An 18,990-nucleotide genomic window follows, 5' to 3' on the forward strand; every position below is an offset into this window, starting at 1 on the left:
CTTAGTCCCGACTGAATGCCGCGTAAGTGACCGAGGGCAGCGCCGCCGGCTCGGCGGCCAGTTGGCCGCTTGCCCGCAAATGGTTGCGGATGACTTCCCGCGCGCGTTCGAGCTCTGCGACTGACCGATAGGTGACTTTGGCGCCGTCGCGGTATATCTCCAGCTCGCCGCTGGCTATCGCCGCCTCTACCGCCTGCAAGTCCGCGTATTTCCATGTGGACATGCTCAGCCCTCCAATGCGTCGATTTCGTCAAACGGCGCCGAGGCGTGCCATTGCCACGGGCGGCTTTTCAATTGTTGGCTGCCGTACATCTTGGCCAGATGATCGTCCCCTTTGACGCTGGGCACAGACACCACAATCACCTTTCCGGCCGGCCAGGGATTCAACCGCTCCGCCAGAAACTCAGCGGGAGATTGCTCTTCGTGTTGCAGGCTCATAAATAGTCCTCTCTGATGCTGCCCAGGAAGTCATCCGACGCCCCAAATGAAGAAGCCCCGCTTTCGGCGGGGCTTTCGTTTTGGGGCGCTTCGTCTGGTATCTCGACAGCAAGGTTGTCAGTCGGGGGCGCGGCCGCAACGGCGAACAGATCCGCCGTGGGCGGCTGGATCACCAGTTCGCGCCGCTCCCAATCGGCCGGCTGGGCGTTTTGAATCCGCAACGGCGCGGCGCAGGCGGCGTAGTAAGCCAGGTTCCAACAGTCCAGCGCCTCGTTTCGCGGCTGGTCTGTCTTTTTCTGCCAGCGCTTCGCTACGGGGTTATAGACCTCGGCGGTCAGCTGCTCGTAAAACTCGGTTTCTATGTCGTCCGGGAAGTTTACAAATAGCTCTCCGCCTTCCTCGAAGGTTTCGCGGTCCGACATCAAGCGAGAAAACAGCGTGGATTTGGCTTGATCGACACCCACCGTCCAGAGCAGCAGACCGTTTTTGATCACGGCGCCGGATTCATCAACATCCACTTTTGACGGCGTGTTGATCAACGGCTTGTTACCGCGGCCGATGGTGGCAAACAACCGTGTCCGCCCCTTCCAGTTGCGGGTGAAACGGTACGCCGATTGCGAGTTGTGGCCGGCGGTATCCAGCGCCGCCGACTCAATGCGCATGTCCACGCCAAACAGATTGCGGTAGCTGGCGTCAAGGTAGCCGCCCAGTTGGTCCCATACATTGGGCTGTTCCGGCGTGCTGGGCGTTGACGGGTTGCCGTAGATCACGATTTTGTCGATCAGGTGACAACGCTCGCTGCGGCCCCAGCCCCAGACGTACATTTCCAGGCGATCATCTTGGGTATCAATGCCGGCGGTCAGCAGCAGAACGCCGGCCGGAATCATGCGCAGCGTGTAAGGCTTGGCGCGCTGGGCGAGTTCGTGCGCCTTGATGCTGGCGCTACGATCCTCCCAGGTTTCGCCCAGCGCGGTGTTGATATAGCGCTTGAGCTCTACCGGGTCTTTTTGCGCCAGCAGCCATTGCCGCGCCCGCTCCTTCCAGGTCCGGCCCAGCCCGATGGGCGAATAGTAGCTGTTGATGTGGTAGCCACGAACCGCCCGTTCTGGATACGTCGGAATCCATACGCCGTTCTCCAGCATCCAAGTTTTGTGATGCTCCGGTATATCCTGCTCGCAGCTTTCGCAGCCATACACCACGTCATCCAGCGCGTCCGGGTCCCCGTCGCGGCCCGGCAGGAAGATGTACTTCATGTGGGCATGGACCAGGCGCTGTTTATGCCCGCAATGCGGGCATGGCACGTAGTAATATCGCATGTCGCTGCGCAAGAATTCCTTCTCGATATTGCTGGCGCCGCGAATCGTCGGCGTACTGACCAGCAGTATCTTGCGGCGAGGGAAGTTGTTCGTTCGCTCCTCCGCCAGGCCGATGGGGTCGCCTTCCCCGTCCAGGTCCGACGGGTAGGCGTCTACTTCGTCCAGGAACAGGAACTTCACCGGCATGGAGCGCAGCGACTTGGCGGAGTTGGCGCCGCCGATCCGCAGCACGCCGCCGGGGTACTCCTTCAACAGCGTTGTGTTGCCGCCGTCCCGGCTGCGCGCGGGCGGGACCTTGGCAAGCAGTACATCGCTTGCGTTGATCATGTTGGCCAGCCGCTGCTTGGACCAGAGCTCCGCCACTTCAATGGATGGTTCCACCACAAGCATGGGGCCGGGCGACTGGTCAATCACATAGCCAGTCCAGTTGATGCCGCTTTCCGTCCCGGCCACTTGCGTGGACTTCATAAAAACAACGCGCTGGACATCCGAGGATGTGCTCAGCGCGTCTTGTATCTCCCGTATGAACGGCACACGGGAGGTTTTCCAGGGGCCGGGCTCTGACGTTTCCGCCGTCGTCAGTTCCCGATTATTGTCCGCCCATTCGGACACCAACATCCGCGGGCGGGGGCGGAATGCCTCCGCCCAAGCAGAGACAGCCGCGTCATATGCGCGGCTGTCGAATTCGGCCAAGTTCATGCTAGACCCTCCGGGAGAGGGTTTCCGCTTGCTGGCTCAGCGTATTGCAAAGCGCGTCAAGCTCGCCTTGCAGCATCGAATAAACCTTGTTCGGGTCCGTCTCTGCCGCCAGCACGGTAGCAATCCGGTCCGGCAAACGCTCGATGGCCGAGCGCGTAGCGGCCGCCAGGTCAGCCACCGCCTTGATGGTTCCCTCACGGCCAATAAGCTGCCCCTCGTCCCTGGCGTAATCCAGATCCATTTGCCGGCCACGCTTCACCTCGTTGGCAGCCCGCGCTTGGTTGTAGGCATCCAGCGGATTGGCCACCACGTCCAACGGTGCCGACGGGCGCGGCGGCGGACTTGGTGCCGGCATTCCTCTTGCCTCGCTGGTCCGGGTCGCGCTGGCTTTCATCTCGATGATGTTTGCCAGCACATTGTCAGAACTGCCGCCCTTGGCCATCCGCTCCAGGGCGTGTTTTGCTGCCACGCCCACCTTGTCCACGCTCGCGGTGACTGCCAACAGGTCTAGCGACTCCTTAACCCGGACCAGCTTTCCATCAGCTGATAGAACAAGCCTATTGCTGCTCACCAGCTGGGACACGTACCCACGAGACACGCCGAGTAGATCGGCGAACTCGCTTTTCTTGATCTCCTCGGCCATAGCTCGCGCTTTAAAGTAGATATTGAAAGTTAAGGACTAAACAGGCTAAACAGTTTAGTTAACCCAGGAATTCACAGACTGCGGAGGTGGCGGGGATCGAACACCCGTAAACCCCCACCCCCTGGAAGGGACCCGTCCGGCCCGGAGATTCTTTCAAACGAGAATGAATCGCGTTTGAACCATTCCAGCCGGGACAGCTTACCTACCCCACGCGGCCCGCATGTGGACCGGGAAGCGGGCGGCAATCACCCGCTCGCCCACCCCGAAGAAATCAAAGCGTCGCGTGTAGTTCGGCTGGCGAACAAACACCAGGATGGGCCGGACAACTACCCGGCCTTGCCCATAGTCCAGGCGCTTGTAGACGCCGGGCGGCAGCTTGCCGTTGCGCTTATGCAGTGCGAAATAGGTGAAGCCCTTCCGCACCTGGCCATTTCGGCGGCCATCCCTGGCCAGCGTCGCCCGGCGCTTATCGGACATCCATTGCGTGGAATCCCTCAGCCCCTTGAAGTAACTGAGGATTTGAACGATCTGCGCGCGGGACATATTGCCGTTGGCGTCCATGTCCGCATCGCGGCCAGGAACGGCGAACATGCCGGCAGGCAGGATGCCCGCCCGCTTGAGCGCCCCCTCGAAGCGCTTCAACTTCCGCGCCCCGCCGAATATCTGCGGGCTCAGGTACTGAGCCGCAGCGCCACCCTTGCCGCCGAAATCCTTGAGCCACACCTCGGCATAGTCGCGGCCCTTGTCCACCGACGCGCCGCGCATATAGACCCCGCCCAGCGTGTACTTGGTGGGCCGGTCAAACACCCGGCGCATTTCGTTGACCTCCTCGGCCTTCACGTCCATTGCTGTCCGCGTCAATGCCTTGGCCGTGGGCCGCTTCACCCGCTCGGCCACTTCCAGGCCGATGCGGCCTTGCCCTTTGATCGACACATTCGCCATTCGGACGCCCCAAAAAGCAACGCCCCGGCGGGGTCGCCAGGGCGCTGAACAGGAAGGAAACCAACGGTACAACCACCAAGAACGCAAAAAGCCCGAGTCGTTAAACTCGGGCTTTGGACGCAACTATGGCCGCTGCAAAACGGATCATATTGTTAGATTTTCATCGTGTCAAGCGGCTTCCTCCACCGATGAAAAAATAACTTCCTCCAGCCGGCCCTTGGCTGCAATGAGCCAGCTGTCCAATATGACCTTTACCTTTTCGACGTAAAACACATGGTGCGTGCCATAGGATGCGCCATACATATGGGCAGCTTCCCGGCATGAACCATCTTTCCGCGCCCAGTGCCGGACCCAATACAACAGCCCTTCGCGGCCAAACCTGTTACCGTCCGCCGGCCCCAGGTTATTGGCCACGAACGCCGCCAGGTCCTGGCACACCAACCAGCCTTGACGCGGATCGTTCTTCAACACCTGCCACATGAGCGCTAGATACTGCTCAGCAGGCAAGCGCATGGCCGCATCCAACAAGCGCCGGGCGGAGACGAAATCCAACAATTCCGCGCCGATGAAAGTAGATGCGCCGGGCACACGACCATGATTAACCGCCTTGGCCGATCCCTCGGCGGAAACCAACTCCATGGCCTTCATCACCACTTTAACAACATCAACAGACATAGCATTCCCTATGAACCGAGTGGGAACCCCTAGCCCAGTCTGGCCGGGCTTTATTTGTGCTGCGATTTTACCGCAAAGTCCGGATGCACCATAGGCCCGTCCGCTGCTGCCTGCTGTATTTTCTCCCGTGCCAGCGCCAGGGCGGACAGTTGTACCCGACGTGTCTGCAAGCCGCCCTTGGCCGGCAGGTACTGCCTGACGGGCTCAGGCCATTGCCCCCAGGCCAACACCTCCAACAACACCGTTTCCCAGCGCTGGCGCTCATGCTCATACGCCGCATTGCGTAGCGGGAACCACCCGAACCGGTCTGCCGCGAAGTACAGCGCCGGGTGGCTCCACGCCACCTCATCGCCCAGCTGGAGCGCGTAAGCGTTGGCTCTGGCCTCCTTGAACGCGGCCTCAAAATCGTGAACTGGCGAGAACAAGCGAATCAATGCGTGGATGTCCAACGGCGGCCACTCCAACACCGCCACGGCCCGATTAATGCCCGCATCCACATGCTTGCGCGTAAACCGATGCCGCGCAATGGCTTCATCCAACTCCCGGCACCAGGCGTCCAACTCTTCATCCGTCCCCAGTTTGCGCACCACTTTGCCCGGCCACAGCGCGGACAGCCGCAGCAACACGTAATCCGCTGGAGTCGGCCCCCCTGCCTCCAGCTCGCCGCCCCACTCCATCAGCGCGCCCATCGCTAAGCCGCCGCGCCACGGCGACGCAAGCGCCGGGATACCGCATCACCACCAGCGGCAGGCTCACCACGGCGTGGCGCTGGGGACGCTGGCGCCGACAAGCTGCCAGACTCGATAATGCTTGATGCATAAGCGGCAACATGCCGCCCCTTTACCCGCGCCAACTTCACCGCCTGCCCCAACTCAAAGGCCCCCAGCGGCCGTTTGCGAGCCACCTCCGCCACCCTGTTGACCGCACTCAACGTCGCCGCATCCACTGCATAATCACGGCCCAGCGCCCGTTTGAACGCCTCCACCCCTGCCTTTGCAGACAGTTCCAGGCCATCAACGAAAGGCGGTAAATCGTCAGTAGCCGAAGGCGAAGCCGACGATGCGACGGCGCGGCACGACACATCATTACCCCGATACACCGATATGTCCGGCTCATTCATTGCCGGGGCGTCCTGTTCATCAAAAGCAGTACCGCCGTCAAACCCTTGCGGCGGCTGGGTTTCTGGATTCCCGTTCATGTCCGGCTCATTATTCCCGTTCATGTCCCCTTCCTCCTGCGGACGCAATAACACCATGGGCAATTTCAAAACCATCTTTTTGACCTCATGCACGGTAGAGACGCGCTTGGCCAGGCCCTCGCGGGTCAACTCGTCCACCAGCGCATCCAGCTGCTTGAGTGAAGGCTTCCACGGCGCCCGCTGGCTCCCGCGCGGCGGCGCAAACTGGATATTGATGGCCAGCTGTGCACGGCTGACCGGGAAGCCCCGACCCACCAGGCCGGTGCGGATATCCACCACCGGCCGCAGCCCCAGCACATACAGCCGGAACGCCTCCAGGCTGCAAGACGCAAGTGCCCCTTGCTCGTCCTCAGACAGCAAAATATGCATACATTCACCTTCTATCGCTTGTCACTTGTTCAGCATCGCCAGCGCCTCATTACGCCCGCCGTTCTTCATTTCCGCAGCCATGCGGGGCGCATCCCCGCTCAGCGCGCGCTCAACATTCATCCGATAGCCATCGCCATAGACCATTTGCAGCCGTTTAATCTCGCGCTTCCGTAGCGCCGTGCCGCCGTGGCTGCCTCGGAGCGCATCCAGATACGCGGCGTCCCGGTCCGGGTCCCCGCTCTCCAGCACCCACTCCACCAGCCCGCTATCCGTCTCCACGTCGCCGCGCCTCCTCGGCGCGATCCCGCGCCACACCGTCCAGCAGGGCCAGAACATCGGCCAGCATCCGGCGGCGCTCGTCCTCTTTCAAACGAGATGGAGCGTGCCGAAACCGGGCTCTTTGCTGCATCAACCGGCGTCTTTGGAACTCGCGCGACATTTTGGCGCCCTCGGCTCAATAGGGAGGCTGCTCAACCGGCGGCGCACATACTGCAACGCGACGTCGGACGACGACATGCCTTCTACCAACTCCTTTTCCGCGGCCCGTAGCGCCGGCAGGCTATGGCCTTGGGACAGCCGCGCAAATGCGGCCACACCCTCGCCGTTTTCCTTCGCCACCGCGGACAGCACCACCGAATAATCGTCGCCACCGTCAGACGGCGGCGCCAATGACACCTCTACCCCCACCGGCCGCAGAATCTCCGCCAGAGCCATCAAGCGCAGGTCCGCCGGCAGTGCCGACAGGACCACTTGCAGCATATTGGGCGGCAACTGGTTGCGACCGCGGCCCTCTTCAGTCAGCCAGCGCTTAAACCGCTCCGCGTTGGTCTTCATCACCCGCCCGGCGGGCGAGTCCGGTCCCGGTTGCTGAATCTCCAGCGGCCAAACCCGGTCCATTCCCATGCGGAAATAGAGACCGAACATATCGGAGGCTATCGCCTCGAACGTCAGCCCGCTGCGCTGTTGATGCACTTGGTACGCGCGCCGCAATATGCCCACCACCGTTTCGTGTGGTTCGAGCCGCATGAAATCCATGTCAGACCTCGCTATAGTTACTGCGGCTGCTAGTCACAGCCGACACAGGAATAAAAAAGCCGGGGTCAGCCGGCAAGGCCGTCTCGACACTCGAAGTCAGACGGAGGGGGAATAGCAGGAGCACGGGCCGATCTACGTGGGCGACGGCGTGGCCGGCACCGAACAGCAGAAAGAGTTGCTTCTCGCAGGAAAAAGGCTTCTATACGTTTTCCAAACGTATACGAAGTATCGCCATGCCTCCCAGAGCGAAGGCGGCTAATTGTGGGCTGAGGAATGCACGTTACGCGGGCCACCTCGGTATCAGTGAAACCCTTGCCATGCAGGATTTTGAGCATGTCTTTGATCGAGTCCATGCCGCATGATAATACGCAAACGCATTACAATCAATCCAAAAATGCGGAACCGCATTTCAATTGTATCTATGCGTTGTCGTATAGTTTGGAAATGGAACTAAAAGAACGGCTTCAAAAACTACTGGACGAGTCAGGGTCAAACGCAACCAAGCTTGCAGAGATCACAAAAGTACCTCAGCCCACCATCCATAGGATTTTGACCGGGGAAAGCAAAGACCCCCGGTTCTCTACGCTCGCCCCCATCGCAGAACACTTTGGCCTTACGGTTGCTGAACTTCGCGGAGACATACCAAAGGGGTACTACGAGTCCCAACCCATAACTGGCGACAGCAACCAAGTTAAGATCGCGGAGGAACCGGCCATCTACTACGCCAGCCGCGAAGCACTTATCAAGGACGTTGTAAGCCAACTCAACAGACAAGAAGTCATTCAACTTGTCCACCTACTTGTTGACTCACTAAATGAAAAAAGCGGCTGATTCAGCCGCTTTTGTACACTCTAAAGACTACCCCGCAATCGATGCAATAAATCAGATAGCTTCCGCTGGTCTACCGATTTTACTAGCCGCGCCACATCGCCCGACCATCGAACAACCACCTCGTCGTCTTCCTCTCTCAAAACCAAGCTAAGTTGAGCTCGTGCGCCATCGCCAATCCCACCACCTTTAAAGCTCCCAAGCGAAGTGTTCATATCCAGCCTCTTGTTATCGTGATCACATACCCCGCTAGCGCCAGCCCCTCCCTGGCAACATCAAACACGAGCCATGCTAATGCGATGATGTTAGGATTTATACTGTACTATTTGCGCGTATTTTATAAGTACAGATGGCGCTTTACGCGCCATCTGCATGCATGAATTCGATAGCAATGGCAAGCAAAAGACTAAGTCTATTTTCAGCTATCGACGGCAAAATTGCATTCAATTCAGATAAAAGCAACTCCCTCCCTACGGACTCTCGCCCGTAAAGCAGCCAGTCAGGCGTAACCCCAAAGTAAGCACAGAGCCGCGTCATGTTTGAAGAATCTGGCATAGAGTATTTCAACCAATTGTAAACGGTTTGCATACTCACCCCACACTCTTTCGCAATGACACGAGCAGGCACCCTCTTTCGCCGCTTCAGCAAATTCAATCGTTCATGGAAGTCCACCGCGCCCCAACTAAGTAGTTCTAGTTAGTCTTAAGATTTGGCAGAACTTAGCAGAACTATCAAGACATCTTATTTTTCTCAAAGCAACTTAAGACATACGACTGTCCATATAGACAGTTTTATTTAAAACCAAATTGTGTCTTAGGAAGCCGCCCCCCCCTCCCTCCCTTTGCAACGGTGCGTTGGCCAAACGCCACACCCAATACCTATTCGAATAAAAATACGCAAACGCATTGACACGAGTAATGCGTTTTCGTATTCTGAATACGCAAACACATTACTGCGCTCTTTAACAACCTGAGAACCACCGTACCGGCCCGCTTTGACCGGGATACGCACATGCGAAAGGAAAGGCCGATGTAGAGCCAGACCCACCCCATGGACCGCCAGCCCTGAACTGGCGGGATGCGATAGGCGAGTTACCGGGCATCGAGCCATTGACGGCACCGGGTACTTTTGGACTGGCACCCCATTAACGACCAACTAAGCCATACACCGCGACATCAACATGTAATCAGCCGGGCGAACACCGCCCAACCGGCGCCGGACGCTGTAACCGGCACGCGGCGTCATCGCACGTTTCCAACAACGCGCACCCTCTGAATCAGATGACGCCGCATCCTCCTGCGCTTTCCACCGAGAACGCAGCGGGATGCACACCCCCAGGCCGCCCGGCCTTTTTTTGGGCCTTGGGCATTAGCAAAACATTACACAGCGTTAGCAACCCATTAACGAGGGATTAGCAAATGGACCGTTTCCGCAAGATCGAAGACCCCCGCGATATCCGCCGCGCCACCGGCCTGACCCAACAAGCGTTCTGGTCCCGCATCGGCGCCACCCAGTCCGCCGGCAGCCGCTACGAAACCGGCCGCAACATGCCCAAGCCCACCCGCGAACTGTTGCGGCTGGTCTACATCGAGCAAATCGACCTGACCACGATACGCGGCGAGGACGTCCAGATTGTGGACTACCTCAAGACCACCCACCCGGACCTCTACAAGAGTTTGGCAAAGGCGGTGAAGACCAAAGCCGCCGCAGCACTGGCCAGCAACGAGGAGCAGGCGGCATGAACACCCCCAACGGCCTGGAATTCTTCGCACAACTCCGCCAAATCGACGCCTTCCGCGCCGAGGCACTAAAAGAAGGGCACCCGGCCCTGGCCCGCCTGATGGTTCAAGCCAACGGCGCCCACGGGCAAAGCAAGATCATCGCCAACTTTTTGCTAAGCCTCTACAACAGCGAGCGCTTCAAGCTTGGCCTGGTAGAGCTCCGCTCACTTGACATCGAACAGTTTCAGGATTGCTTGCGCGTCTTGGCCATGGACTGGAGTCCCTTGCAAGAGGTGCATACCTACTTCAAAAACGGCGGCGAAGTCTTCGAGAAGCTGGCCGAAGACTGGCGCATCCGGGACCACTCCAAGGACAGCGGGGTCAAGCTCTACGCGGAAATTAAGCGCAGCAGCAAGTACTACGGCCAGACCCCGCCCCAGGTGAAATTTCCGGTCCATATCGACGGAGGCCGCGCCGAATACAAAGTGGTAGGTAGCCCCGGCGACTACCGACTAGCTGACGTGAACCTGTTTGTTAGCGGCCCCGGCAACCATCGGACCAAGATTTCCTGACCCGCCAAGGAGACAACATTGAACCCAGACCAGAAATTGAAATGCACCCGCTGCCGGCATCAGCACCAGCAGAAAGACCGCGCTTGGGAACCGGACCGCAAAGACCCCCACATCCAAACCAGCCGCTGCCCGCGCTGCGGCGGCAAGAACGCCTACATCATCGAGGAGCCAGCCAAGTGAAACCCGAACTACTCAAAATCCTGCAACACACCGTCGGCGTCAATGAATACGGCCTCGGCGAGCAATACCGCAACCACTATGCAGCCGGCGGCGATGACGTCACGCGCTGCCGGGAATTGGTCAGCGCCGGACTGATGCGAGAGCACCCAGCATCCGAAATGACCGGCGGCTCTCCGTGGTTCGCCGTCACCGCGGCCGGCCTGGCCGCCATCACCCAGCACAGCCCGAGACAAACACGCCCGGACAACGCGGCATGGAGCGCCAACGGCGAGACATTCAATTACGAAGACTTTGCAGACCTGGCCATCAGCGAAGAGCTTCGCACCGGCGACATCGTTTACTACGGCACCCGCCAACCCCTCGACCCTGCCAACCGGATCAACATTGACGACGTACTGGAGCGCTTGGGCGATGGCGCACACGAAGCCGTCGGGGAGGTTTCCGACGTCTACCCCGACCCGAGCAAAGAGGCGCAAGAAGAACTCCACACCCTCTTGAGCGAGTGGGCGCGCAAGCACTGTCCGCCGGCTTTCTACCTAGTCGAAGACATCACCGAATACACCGTCACCGAAGAAGACCTCAAAGAGAGCCTGCTATGACCATCTCTATCCGCGTAGCCGCCGCCCAGGTGGCCGAAGTCCGCACTGCCACCCTTTACCACTTCGCCAAAGCGGAGCAAGACCCCCAGCACGCGGCAAAGACCCGCGAGACGCGGCACCGGCTGGAAGACCGGGCAATGGAGCGCCGGCGCCTGGCGGACACCTGCGACGGCTGGGACACGCTGCCCAGCTGCCCGGCCCGCCGCATCGTCCGCCCTCGCTGAGAGCCGCTGCCATGGGCGAACAACTTGAGTTAACCCTACCGCTAAAACTCACCGGCCGCGCCGCCCTGTTCCTGCTGCCCGCCTCCACACTCAAGCGCGCACGGGCGCAGCGTGGGCAGTTTTTCATCATGGGCGTGGACGGTAGCGCGCTGACGTGGAACGGGCGCGGGAAGAAACCGGCATGGGTAGCGGAATACCTGAACCAGGGCGGCCAGCTGGCGGACCTTGATGCCCACATCCACCAGCCCTAACCGCAGCCGCCGTTATCAAAACATTAGCGACGCGTTAGCAGCCCGTTAGCAAGTCGTTATCAAAACATTACCCCCCATGGAACAGACGCCCAGCCTAATCAAAGCGCTGGCGGAACTGGGCGCTGAAAGCAAGGCGGCACGCTTCCGCGCCGCACTGCCCGAGATTGAAGCCGCCATTCAACGCGGCGCCACTCACGCCAGCATCCTGAACACCCTTGCCGCCGCCGGCCTGCAAATGAACATGAACGAATTCCGCGTTGCGCTGCACCGCGCCCGGAAGGCCATCAAGAAAGGAAAGCCGCATGCCCCCACCCTCGCGCCGCCCTTGTCGCCCTCGGCAAGCCCGGCAAACGGACCCAAGCGCTTCAACTTTAACGACCACACCCACACCCAAAAACGGGAGAAATGGTAAGCACATGTACAACAGCAATCACGTACTGCAAGGCAAGGGAGGCATAGGCAAGTCCCTTGTTTCATCGCTGATCATGCAAGTAGAGGCAGCGCTCAATAACAACCCGCTGGGCATCGACAGCGACCCGGTCAACAAAACGCTGTCCCGCCACAAAGCCATGAACGTCCGGCCGCTGGACATCATGGAGAACAACAAAATCAACTCCAGGGCGTTTGATGCGATGGTGGAATGGATCTACCAGCACCAGGGCGCGACCGTGGTTGATAACGGCGCCACCAGCTTTATCCCGGCTACGGCATACATTGCCGAAACGGGAGCCCTCGAAGTACTGGCCAGCATGCAGCGCCGCGTGCTGCTCCACTCCATCCTGATAGCCGGCCAAGAGCAGGACGACACCGTGGACGGTCTCAACGCCCTGATCGCCAGCACTACGGCGCCTATCGTGGTTTGGCTCAACGAACGCAACGGCCCGCTGGTAGACCGCCACGGCACCCCGTTTCACGAATCCGGCATCTACCAGAACCACCGCGACCGCATCGCCGGGATTGTCACCATTCACCAGCGCGACGCCCAGTGTTTTGGCGAAGACATCCGCCAAATGACAACGCAGAACCTGACGTTTGGCGAAGTCCTGGCCAGCGACTGGCCCTTCATGCCCAAGCACCGCCTGCGCCAGGTATGGGACGACCTGTTCAACCAGTTGGCACCCATCCTGCGGGGACAAGAGGGAAACGCATGAGCCCCCAAGAACTTACCAAAGCCATCCGCAAAATGGCCAAGCTCAAAGAGGGGGCCGAAGAAGCGCGTAAACAGTATTTCGCCGCCCAAGACGAAGCCAGGGAGCACATCAAAGCGACTCTGACCGCACTTGACAAAGCGACGAGCAAACACGGCATTTCTTTTGGGGATTACCTCGACATAGGCGGCGGGAAAATGCTGGAGATCAAGACAGCAGACGAATGGGACGAACGCGACTATTTGACCGCCATCGAAATCAAGCGCAAGCCTACCACCCCCGCCGCCATCGCCGCCTTAATCGAGGCGATTGAACAAGACCAGCAGACCCAATGCCCGCCATCGCCTTAATCCTTACCAGCGCCGTCACTGCGGCGGCGCTGATCTTCGCACCGAAACAACCGCCCCAACGCCGGCGCCGATGCCGGCACATCAGGAGCCAAGCTCATGGAACTGAAATTTGACGTTAAACAGCAGTTCGACAAAACCGCCCTGCAAATTGCTATACAGGTTCAAAACCTGAAAGCCGCGAGCTTTCAGCTGGAAGAACTGATCCGCGACATTCAAAACATCCCCGGCGCCACCATCGACACCGTGACCACCCAGTTGCACGGCGCGCTGCAAACCACCCGCAGCGGCACCACGGACCATATCTCCGCAACGACCTGCGCGATTGTCGGCGGCCTCAATCAGTCCACGCTTACCACGCTGGCCGCCCTGCGCCGGCTGCGCACTCACCGCGACCCGATCAATCAATCGATCCAGATCACGCCCGAAAACAGCGACTACTACGTTTTTCTGCGCCTCGATGGCGTGAACCCGTGACCCCCGGCACTGCCGCCGATCTGCACGACGCACAAGACGACGCCCGCCGCCTACCGTTTGACACCCTGTTTTCCATCAGCCCGGCCGGCGACTGGAAGCACCTGGCCGGGCGCACCGTGCACCGCCGCAAAAACGGCGGCTACGCAGAGCCCGGCGGCGTCTCGTTCATCGTCCACAGCACCCTCCATCAAACCATCATCGCCACGGCCAGCGACCTAGCGCCGCTGGGCGCCGCGCACCAGCGCGAACTTTTCCCGGAGCAACCCTCATGAACCCGCATGAAACCGGCGCAGTGAATGCCCCCTCCATTAACCTGCAACCGTTCTGCGCCAGCCAGAACGACTTCCGCGACTGGATGCGCACCCCATTCCGGATGAATGGAAAATCCTACGCCAGCAACGGCCATATCCTGATTGAAACCGAAGGCGGCGACCACCCGGACATCCCCGCCATAATGATTCAGCGAATCACGGACATCCTGGCAAGCCTCCCCACAGCAGGATACCAAGCGCTGCCAGTTATTCCCGCCCCTAAATTTAGACCTTGCCGGACGTGCACCGGGCGTGGCGACAAACCAACCTGCCCGGCATGCGTCGGGCACGGCAAGTTTAAACACTATGACGACTGGTACGACTGCAAGCCCTGCGACGGCAAAGGGCATTTCAACGACCCTTGCCAAGATTGCAATGCCACCGGGCAGATCGACACCTCCCGACCAGTACGGGTAGGAATAGCCCGCTTCCAGCGGAACTATCTGTCGTTGATCGCCCAATTGCCAACGCCACTGCTTGCCACCGGCTCAATGCCGGACGACATCGCCGGCTTCACCTTCCACGGCGGCCGTGGCGCGCTCATGCCGCTTAAATCCTGACCAACAACCACGAACGGAGGCTCCAATGGACCAACGCACAACTGGGCTTTACCCCAAATTCAATGTCACCCGCACCGATGGCCGCGACCAACCCGGCGGCGACCGTCACGGCGCGGAATACCTCACCCTCGACTTGATCTATGACCCGTTCGCTGTGCCGGCGGCACTGGCCTACGCTACCGCCGCCCAGGCCGAATTCCCCCTCCTGGCGAAGGACATAGAGGAGAAGGTTTTCGCGCCGGTAGACGTCCAGCGCGACGAATACGGCCAATGGGTACACCCCTGCATCCGCTGGACCCGCGAGGGATTCAAAACCAAGGAATGGCTGGAAGGCCATGGCATTGAGACTACTTGCGGCTGGATGGAGAACGAGGACAACGCAGACGAACTTTTCGCCACTCACGAGAAGACCGGCAGCTTCATCAGCTGGCACCCGAAGCCCCGCAAGGGCGAAGGCTGGCACATGCTGGCATTGCACGACACCGACGACGGCCCGGTTGCGTGGTGGTATCGCAAGCAGATGGGGGCGCTATGATCCGCAACCAGTTTTCTTTGCTCACCACGGAAGAAATCATCGTTGACCTTTTCGCCGGCGGCGGCGGCATGTCGTCCGCAATTGAAAGCGCGCTCGGCCGTCACGTCGACATCGCCATCAATCACGACACGGACGCCATCAGCATGCACGAGGCGAACCACCCTCAGACCCACCACTATTGCGCCGACGTGTTCGAAGTCTGCCCCCGCGAAGCCACCAGCGGCCGGCCTGTTGGCCACCTGCACGGCTCGCCGGACTGCACCCACTTTTCGCAAGCCGTCGGCGGCCAGCCCCGCAGCAAAGCAATCCGCTCACTGGGATGGGTTATTCCCCGCTGGGCCGGCCAAGTGAAGCCGCGTTCGATCAGCATGGAGAACGTGAAGCAGATGCGACAGTGGGGGCCGTTGATTGCGAAGCGCTGCAAAGTGACTGGCCGCGTCATGAAACTGAATGGCACCGTGGCAGCACCTGGCGAGCGCGTCCCGGTGCAAGAGCAATTCCTCATTCCTGACCCGAAGCACACCGGTCGCACCTGGCACCGCTTCTTGCGTGTGCTGCGCGAACAAGGCTACCAGGTAGAACACCGGACCATGGTTGCGGCGGACTACGGCGCGGCAACTACCCGCGAGCGGCTTTATCTGTTCGCCCGCCGTGATGGACGGCCGATTGTCTGGCCGGAGCCAACCCACCACGAGAAGCCAGCGCCGGGTCAAAAAAAGTGGCGGCCCGCAGCTGACCATATTGATTTCACCGACTTGGGGCAGTCGATTTTCGAGCGCAAGCGGCCGCTGGCCGCCGCGACTATGCGCCGCATTGCAAAGGGCATGAAAAAGTTCGTAATAGACAGCGCGGACCCGTTCATTGTTGAGTTGGCGAACTGGTCCAACCGTAACGGCGTTCAGTCCACCGCCGACCCGCTGCGCACGATTACGGCATGGCCGCGCGGCGGTAGCATGGCGGTGGCTAGCCCTTCATTGGTGCCGCTGACGCACCAGGGCGGCGACCGCGTTTACGATCCGGCACGGCCGATTCCTACTATCACAGCAGCGAATCGAGGCGAAATCGCCCTGGCATCCGCCGTCATTGTGCCCAACACGACCGGCAACCCACCGAAACGCGCCGACACTCCCGCCCCTACCATCACCACGGCGGGCAACCAGTTGCTGGCAGCTGCGACCTTAGTTCAAGCCGCCTACGGCGACGGCAAGCCGGGCCGCACGCAGCGATGGGGCAGCGGCACGCGTGACATTGAGCAGCCACTGAACACGATCACCGCCAGCGGCTGCGGCGGCCAAGCACTTGCGGCGGCCACATTGATCCAGATGGGCTACGGCGAGCGGGCCGGCCAGCAGCCGCGCGCCCTCGACATAGAGAAGCCGCTGGGCACCGTCGTTGCCGGCGGAGGCAAACACGGCCTAGCCTCCGCCATCATCGTGGGTGCAGGCGGACCCAGCTACAGCGGAAAGCCGGTCAGCGTGGATCAGCCGCTCGGCACCATCCTGAAGGAGAACCATCGCCACGTCGCCACCGCTTACATGATGCAGGCGAACGGCGGCTTCAATGAAACCGTGGGCCGCAGCCTGAACGCCCCGGCCACGACGATCACCACTACCGGCAGCCAACAGCAATTAGTATCCGCCCACCTCGCGACCCTGCGCCGCAATTGCGTTGGCCGCGAGATGAGCAAGCCAATGCCGACCGCGACCGCCGGCGCAGAGCATCACGCACTTGTGTCCTATGCGCTGAGCCAAGAGGACGAAGCCGGCGCGCTGCGCGTGGCCACGTTCCTGATCAGCTACTACGGCACCGGGGACAGCGCCAGCAGACTGGACCAGCCAATGCCCACCGCAACCACCCGCGACCGCCTGGCGCTGGTAACAGTGTGGATTCAAGGCGAGCCGTGGGTAATCGTCGATATCAAGTTGCGCATGCTCAAGCCGCCTGAACTGTACGGCTGCCAGTCGTTCCCGCAGGACTACATCATCGACCGCGGCCACGACGGCCGCCAGTTCAGCAAATCCGCTCAAGTACGCATGGTAGGCAACAGCGTACCGCGCAAGCCGGCGGAGGCGCTGATTAAAGCCAACTGCCCGGACCTGATGGCGTGGAGCAATGCCGAACTGAAAAAACGAGAAAGGACCGCAGCATGAGCCCCACAACCCTACCCACCTACGAAGAAGCTACCGAGGCCATTAAGGCCGGCACAGCTACCGCGCTGGACCGCTTCATATTCAGCAATGAGCCTACCGGCCCAAGCGAGGAGGAATTCCGCGAAGGGCTTCTTGCTGCGATGGACGAAGCCCGCGCCGAGTTGTCGCCCGTCGCCGCTCTGAAACCCCCTATCGAAGCCATACAACTGGTATTCGACGCCCTGATTGCCATCGTTGCGCACTCAGGCGACCCCACAGGCACCGCTAACACTCTCGCGCCTTGGCGCACCCGTGCCGAGGCGTTCATTCAAAACTACGGCAAGCCAAAGAAGGGCGAGCGACTGGCTGCGGAGATGGCGCTTTCTCAGCAGCTTGCCGCGCGCGTCGATGATCTTGAGCGCCAACTCGCCATCGCTCAGCGGCCCACCAGCGCCCAGCCGGCGGCCGTACCTGATTCCATTGTGACCTGGCCAAAACTACGCCACGAGCTGGCGCTGTTCTGTTTTGGCCTGTCGCGCAACGAGCGCGCGTCCAACATGGAACCGGACGCATTCAGCAAGGCAATTGATGCGATGGTGGAGAACGGTGATTGCGCATTACGAGAAGTGAAAGCCATGCTCGTCGCCGCGCCGGCCCAGGGCGAACAGAAGTCGCCGGCCGCGCAATTCCTGCTGAATGGAGATCGTTTCAAGGTGAGCACCATTCGCGGGGAAGCAGGCATTTACGGCCTACCACGCGCGATGTTGGGCCAGTGGGTGGCGTTCGTTGACGCTACTGATGGAAAGCACTTGGAGACGCAACAACCTGCGCCGGCCGCTCCAACTCAAGAGACCGGCGCGCGCCTGGCGGCCGAGGCGAAAGGGGGAGTGATGCAAACCACTGACCAAAACCGCGCCAAGCTGGAATTGCAGGCTCTGCCAATCGAGATGATTGCTGTTGATGAACTCCAAATCGACTGCCGCTATCTCGACCACGAGATCAACGTTTCCCGTGATTTTGCCGGCGACGACTGGTACATCCAAGTGTTTGCACCGTGCGGACGGATGGCTTATGACGGCTGGTGGGAGGGCTCAGGCGAAAAGTGCGCAGAGGAGGCGGTGCTGGAGGCGCTGACCGGTTCGTCGCTGCGAGAGAAAGGGGGTGAGGCATGAAGCGAGAAGATGAGAAACGCCAGCACCTGACCGACTTCCTAGAGCAAGTGCGCAAGACGTGCTTGCGGAGCACCTTGGAAAACTATGTCGGAAACCGTAGGCGCATCATTCAAGACAGCCAGATTAAGGATAAGCCGCATTACTGCGGCGTCCTCGGCGCCCGCATGGCAAAGGTGTGGGGCGTCACCCGAGGTACAGCAAATCGCCGCTTGCAGGCATTGACGAAGCACGGCATCGCGCGCATGCCGCGCTATGGGTATTCCCACTGCAACCGATACTACGCACCCGAGCATCTGGCCTTGCAGTACATCCGGGAGGCAATCGAGCACTGGAAGCTAGTCGGGTACAGCCAAGACGAATTTCACGATGAGATCAAGGAAGGCATGCCGAATGCTGACCTGGACGCTCAGCAGCTCATGGCAGAACTTGGGCCGGCAAGTGAAACAATCGACACCTGGCCGGCGTGGAAGCAAACGCTCGTGGCCAGCCGAAGCGAAAAGCAAATGGAGCCTCCGCACTGCACATGCACGTCCGGAGATGGCTCGCTGCGCTGGCCGTGCCCGCGGCATCCGCCCTCGAAACCACAATAACCCTCCCAGACCCGCCCCACCGCCACAGCGG

General features: G+C 60.3%; 28 protein-coding genes. 17 read left to right on the top strand and 11 right to left on the bottom strand.

Going from position 1 to position 18,990, the window contains the following annotated elements; all coding sequences use genetic code 11:
- Nucleotide 1 precedes the first annotated feature (1 nt).
- The 10 genes from JW897_RS06385 to JW897_RS06430 all read right to left on the bottom strand — a co-directional run bounded on the left by JW897_RS06385 (nt 2) and on the right by JW897_RS06430 (nt 7,315).
- Complete coding sequence (locus JW897_RS06385; RefSeq protein ID WP_081556905.1) at nt 2-223, bottom strand: phage head-tail joining protein; 222 nt, start codon at nt 221-223, stop codon at nt 2-4.
- A 2-nt stretch (nt 224-225) separates the two neighbouring features.
- The gene (locus JW897_RS06390) at nt 226-438 is read right to left on the bottom strand and encodes a hypothetical protein (protein WP_205465534.1); all 213 of its coding nucleotides are present in this window, start codon (nt 436-438) and stop codon (nt 226-228) included.
- Entirely contained in the window at nt 435-2,453 is a 2,019-nt protein-coding gene (locus JW897_RS06395) for a phage terminase large subunit family protein (protein ID WP_205465535.1), read from the bottom strand. The genes JW897_RS06390 and JW897_RS06395 overlap by 4 nt, the downstream gene beginning before the upstream one ends.
- Before the next feature lies 1 nt (nt 2,454).
- Nucleotides 2,455-3,096 carry a hypothetical protein gene (locus tag JW897_RS06400; protein WP_205465536.1) on the bottom strand — a complete coding sequence of 214 codons (642 nt, stop codon included), beginning with the start codon at nt 3,094-3,096 and terminating at the stop codon, nt 2,455-2,457.
- A gap of 198 nt (nt 3,097-3,294) precedes the next feature.
- Nucleotides 3,295-4,038, bottom strand: coding sequence for a hypothetical protein (locus JW897_RS06405; protein WP_205465537.1), 744 nt, complete (start codon nt 4,036-4,038; stop codon nt 3,295-3,297).
- Between the two features lie 168 nt (nt 4,039-4,206).
- Nucleotides 4,207-4,713 carry a hypothetical protein gene (locus JW897_RS06410; RefSeq protein ID WP_205465538.1) on the bottom strand — a complete coding sequence of 169 codons (507 nt, stop codon included), beginning with the start codon at nt 4,711-4,713 and terminating at the stop codon, nt 4,207-4,209.
- A gap of 50 nt (nt 4,714-4,763) precedes the next feature.
- Entirely contained in the window at nt 4,764-5,402 is a 639-nt protein-coding gene (locus JW897_RS06415; protein ID WP_205465539.1) for a hypothetical protein, read from the bottom strand.
- Between the two features lie 2 nt (nt 5,403-5,404).
- Nucleotides 5,405-6,280, bottom strand: a complete 876-nt coding sequence (locus JW897_RS06420) for a hypothetical protein (protein WP_205465540.1) — start codon at nt 6,278-6,280, stop codon at nt 5,405-5,407.
- Nucleotides 6,281-6,301: 21 nt separating this feature from the next.
- Nucleotides 6,302-6,559 (bottom strand): hypothetical protein, encoded by a 258-nt coding sequence (locus JW897_RS06425; RefSeq protein ID WP_205465541.1) that lies wholly within the window; start codon nt 6,557-6,559, stop codon nt 6,302-6,304.
- Nucleotides 6,560-6,688: 129 nt separating this feature from the next.
- Nucleotides 6,689-7,315 (bottom strand): hypothetical protein, encoded by a 627-nt coding sequence (locus JW897_RS06430; RefSeq protein WP_205465542.1) that lies wholly within the window; start codon nt 7,313-7,315, stop codon nt 6,689-6,691.
- A 333-nt stretch (nt 7,316-7,648) separates the two neighbouring features.
- On the opposite strand from JW897_RS06430, the gene JW897_RS06435 reads away from it, so the two are divergent.
- The gene (locus JW897_RS06435) at nt 7,649-8,146 is read left to right on the top strand and encodes a helix-turn-helix domain-containing protein (RefSeq protein WP_205465543.1); all 498 of its coding nucleotides are present in this window, start codon (nt 7,649-7,651) and stop codon (nt 8,144-8,146) included.
- Nucleotides 8,147-8,500: 354 nt separating this feature from the next.
- Here JW897_RS06435 and JW897_RS06440 read toward each other — a convergent pair whose 3' ends face one another.
- On the bottom strand, nt 8,501-8,815 hold the full coding sequence (locus JW897_RS06440; RefSeq protein WP_338030556.1) for a helix-turn-helix domain-containing protein: 315 nt from the start codon (nt 8,813-8,815) through the stop codon (nt 8,501-8,503).
- Nucleotides 8,816-9,561: 746 nt separating this feature from the next.
- Between JW897_RS06440 and JW897_RS06445 the strand changes: the two genes are divergently transcribed.
- From JW897_RS06445 to JW897_RS06525, 16 genes are all read left to right on the top strand, one after another.
- The gene (locus JW897_RS06445) at nt 9,562-9,885 is read left to right on the top strand and encodes a helix-turn-helix domain-containing protein (protein ID WP_205465545.1); all 324 of its coding nucleotides are present in this window, start codon (nt 9,562-9,564) and stop codon (nt 9,883-9,885) included.
- Complete coding sequence (locus tag JW897_RS06450) at nt 9,882-10,436, top strand: DUF7673 family protein (RefSeq protein WP_205465546.1); 555 nt, start codon at nt 9,882-9,884, stop codon at nt 10,434-10,436. The genes JW897_RS06445 and JW897_RS06450 overlap by 4 nt, the downstream gene beginning before the upstream one ends.
- An 18-nt stretch (nt 10,437-10,454) precedes the next feature.
- Entirely contained in the window at nt 10,455-10,616 is a 162-nt protein-coding gene (locus tag JW897_RS06455; protein WP_205465547.1) for a hypothetical protein, read from the top strand.
- Nucleotides 10,613-11,215, top strand: a complete 603-nt coding sequence (locus JW897_RS06460) for a hypothetical protein (protein ID WP_205465548.1) — start codon at nt 10,613-10,615, stop codon at nt 11,213-11,215. Before JW897_RS06455 ends, JW897_RS06460 begins: the two co-directional genes overlap by 4 nt.
- Entirely contained in the window at nt 11,212-11,439 is a 228-nt protein-coding gene (locus JW897_RS06465; RefSeq protein WP_205465549.1) for a hypothetical protein, read from the top strand. Before JW897_RS06460 ends, JW897_RS06465 begins: the two co-directional genes overlap by 4 nt.
- A gap of 11 nt (nt 11,440-11,450) precedes the next feature.
- Nucleotides 11,451-11,690 carry an H-NS family nucleoid-associated regulatory protein gene (locus JW897_RS06470; RefSeq protein ID WP_205465550.1) on the top strand — a complete coding sequence of 80 codons (240 nt, stop codon included), beginning with the start codon at nt 11,451-11,453 and terminating at the stop codon, nt 11,688-11,690.
- Between the two features lie 76 nt (nt 11,691-11,766).
- Complete coding sequence (locus JW897_RS06475; RefSeq protein ID WP_205465551.1) at nt 11,767-12,102, top strand: hypothetical protein; 336 nt, start codon at nt 11,767-11,769, stop codon at nt 12,100-12,102.
- A gap of 4 nt (nt 12,103-12,106) precedes the next feature.
- Nucleotides 12,107-12,841, top strand: coding sequence for a P-loop NTPase family protein (locus JW897_RS06480; RefSeq protein ID WP_205465552.1), 735 nt, complete (start codon nt 12,107-12,109; stop codon nt 12,839-12,841).
- Nucleotides 12,838-13,188, top strand: coding sequence for a hypothetical protein (locus tag JW897_RS06485; protein WP_205465553.1), 351 nt, complete (start codon nt 12,838-12,840; stop codon nt 13,186-13,188). Before JW897_RS06480 ends, JW897_RS06485 begins: the two co-directional genes overlap by 4 nt.
- A 96-nt stretch (nt 13,189-13,284) precedes the next feature.
- On the top strand, nt 13,285-13,662 hold the full coding sequence (locus JW897_RS06490; protein ID WP_205465554.1) for a hypothetical protein: 378 nt from the start codon (nt 13,285-13,287) through the stop codon (nt 13,660-13,662).
- Nucleotides 13,659-13,934 carry a hypothetical protein gene (locus JW897_RS06495; protein WP_205465555.1) on the top strand — a complete coding sequence of 92 codons (276 nt, stop codon included), beginning with the start codon at nt 13,659-13,661 and terminating at the stop codon, nt 13,932-13,934. Before JW897_RS06490 ends, JW897_RS06495 begins: the two co-directional genes overlap by 4 nt.
- A complete protein-coding gene (locus tag JW897_RS06500; RefSeq protein WP_205465556.1) occupies nt 13,931-14,533 on the top strand; it encodes a hypothetical protein in 603 nt (200 codons plus the stop codon). Before JW897_RS06495 ends, JW897_RS06500 begins: the two co-directional genes overlap by 4 nt.
- Before the next feature lie 25 nt (nt 14,534-14,558).
- Complete coding sequence (locus JW897_RS06505) at nt 14,559-15,068, top strand: hypothetical protein (RefSeq protein ID WP_205465557.1); 510 nt, start codon at nt 14,559-14,561, stop codon at nt 15,066-15,068.
- Nucleotides 15,065-17,218, top strand: a complete 2,154-nt coding sequence (locus tag JW897_RS24265; protein ID WP_240352109.1) for a DNA cytosine methyltransferase — start codon at nt 15,065-15,067, stop codon at nt 17,216-17,218. Before JW897_RS06505 ends, JW897_RS24265 begins: the two co-directional genes overlap by 4 nt.
- The gene (locus tag JW897_RS06520; protein ID WP_205465558.1) at nt 17,215-18,369 is read left to right on the top strand and encodes a hypothetical protein; all 1,155 of its coding nucleotides are present in this window, start codon (nt 17,215-17,217) and stop codon (nt 18,367-18,369) included. Before JW897_RS24265 ends, JW897_RS06520 begins: the two co-directional genes overlap by 4 nt.
- The gene (locus tag JW897_RS06525) at nt 18,366-18,959 is read left to right on the top strand and encodes a hypothetical protein (protein WP_205465559.1); all 594 of its coding nucleotides are present in this window, start codon (nt 18,366-18,368) and stop codon (nt 18,957-18,959) included. Before JW897_RS06520 ends, JW897_RS06525 begins: the two co-directional genes overlap by 4 nt.
- Nucleotides 18,960-18,990 lie beyond the last annotated feature (31 nt).

Source organism: Chromobacterium alkanivorans, assembly GCF_016937655.1.
GTDB lineage: Bacteria > Pseudomonadota > Gammaproteobacteria > Burkholderiales > Chromobacteriaceae > Chromobacterium > Chromobacterium alkanivorans.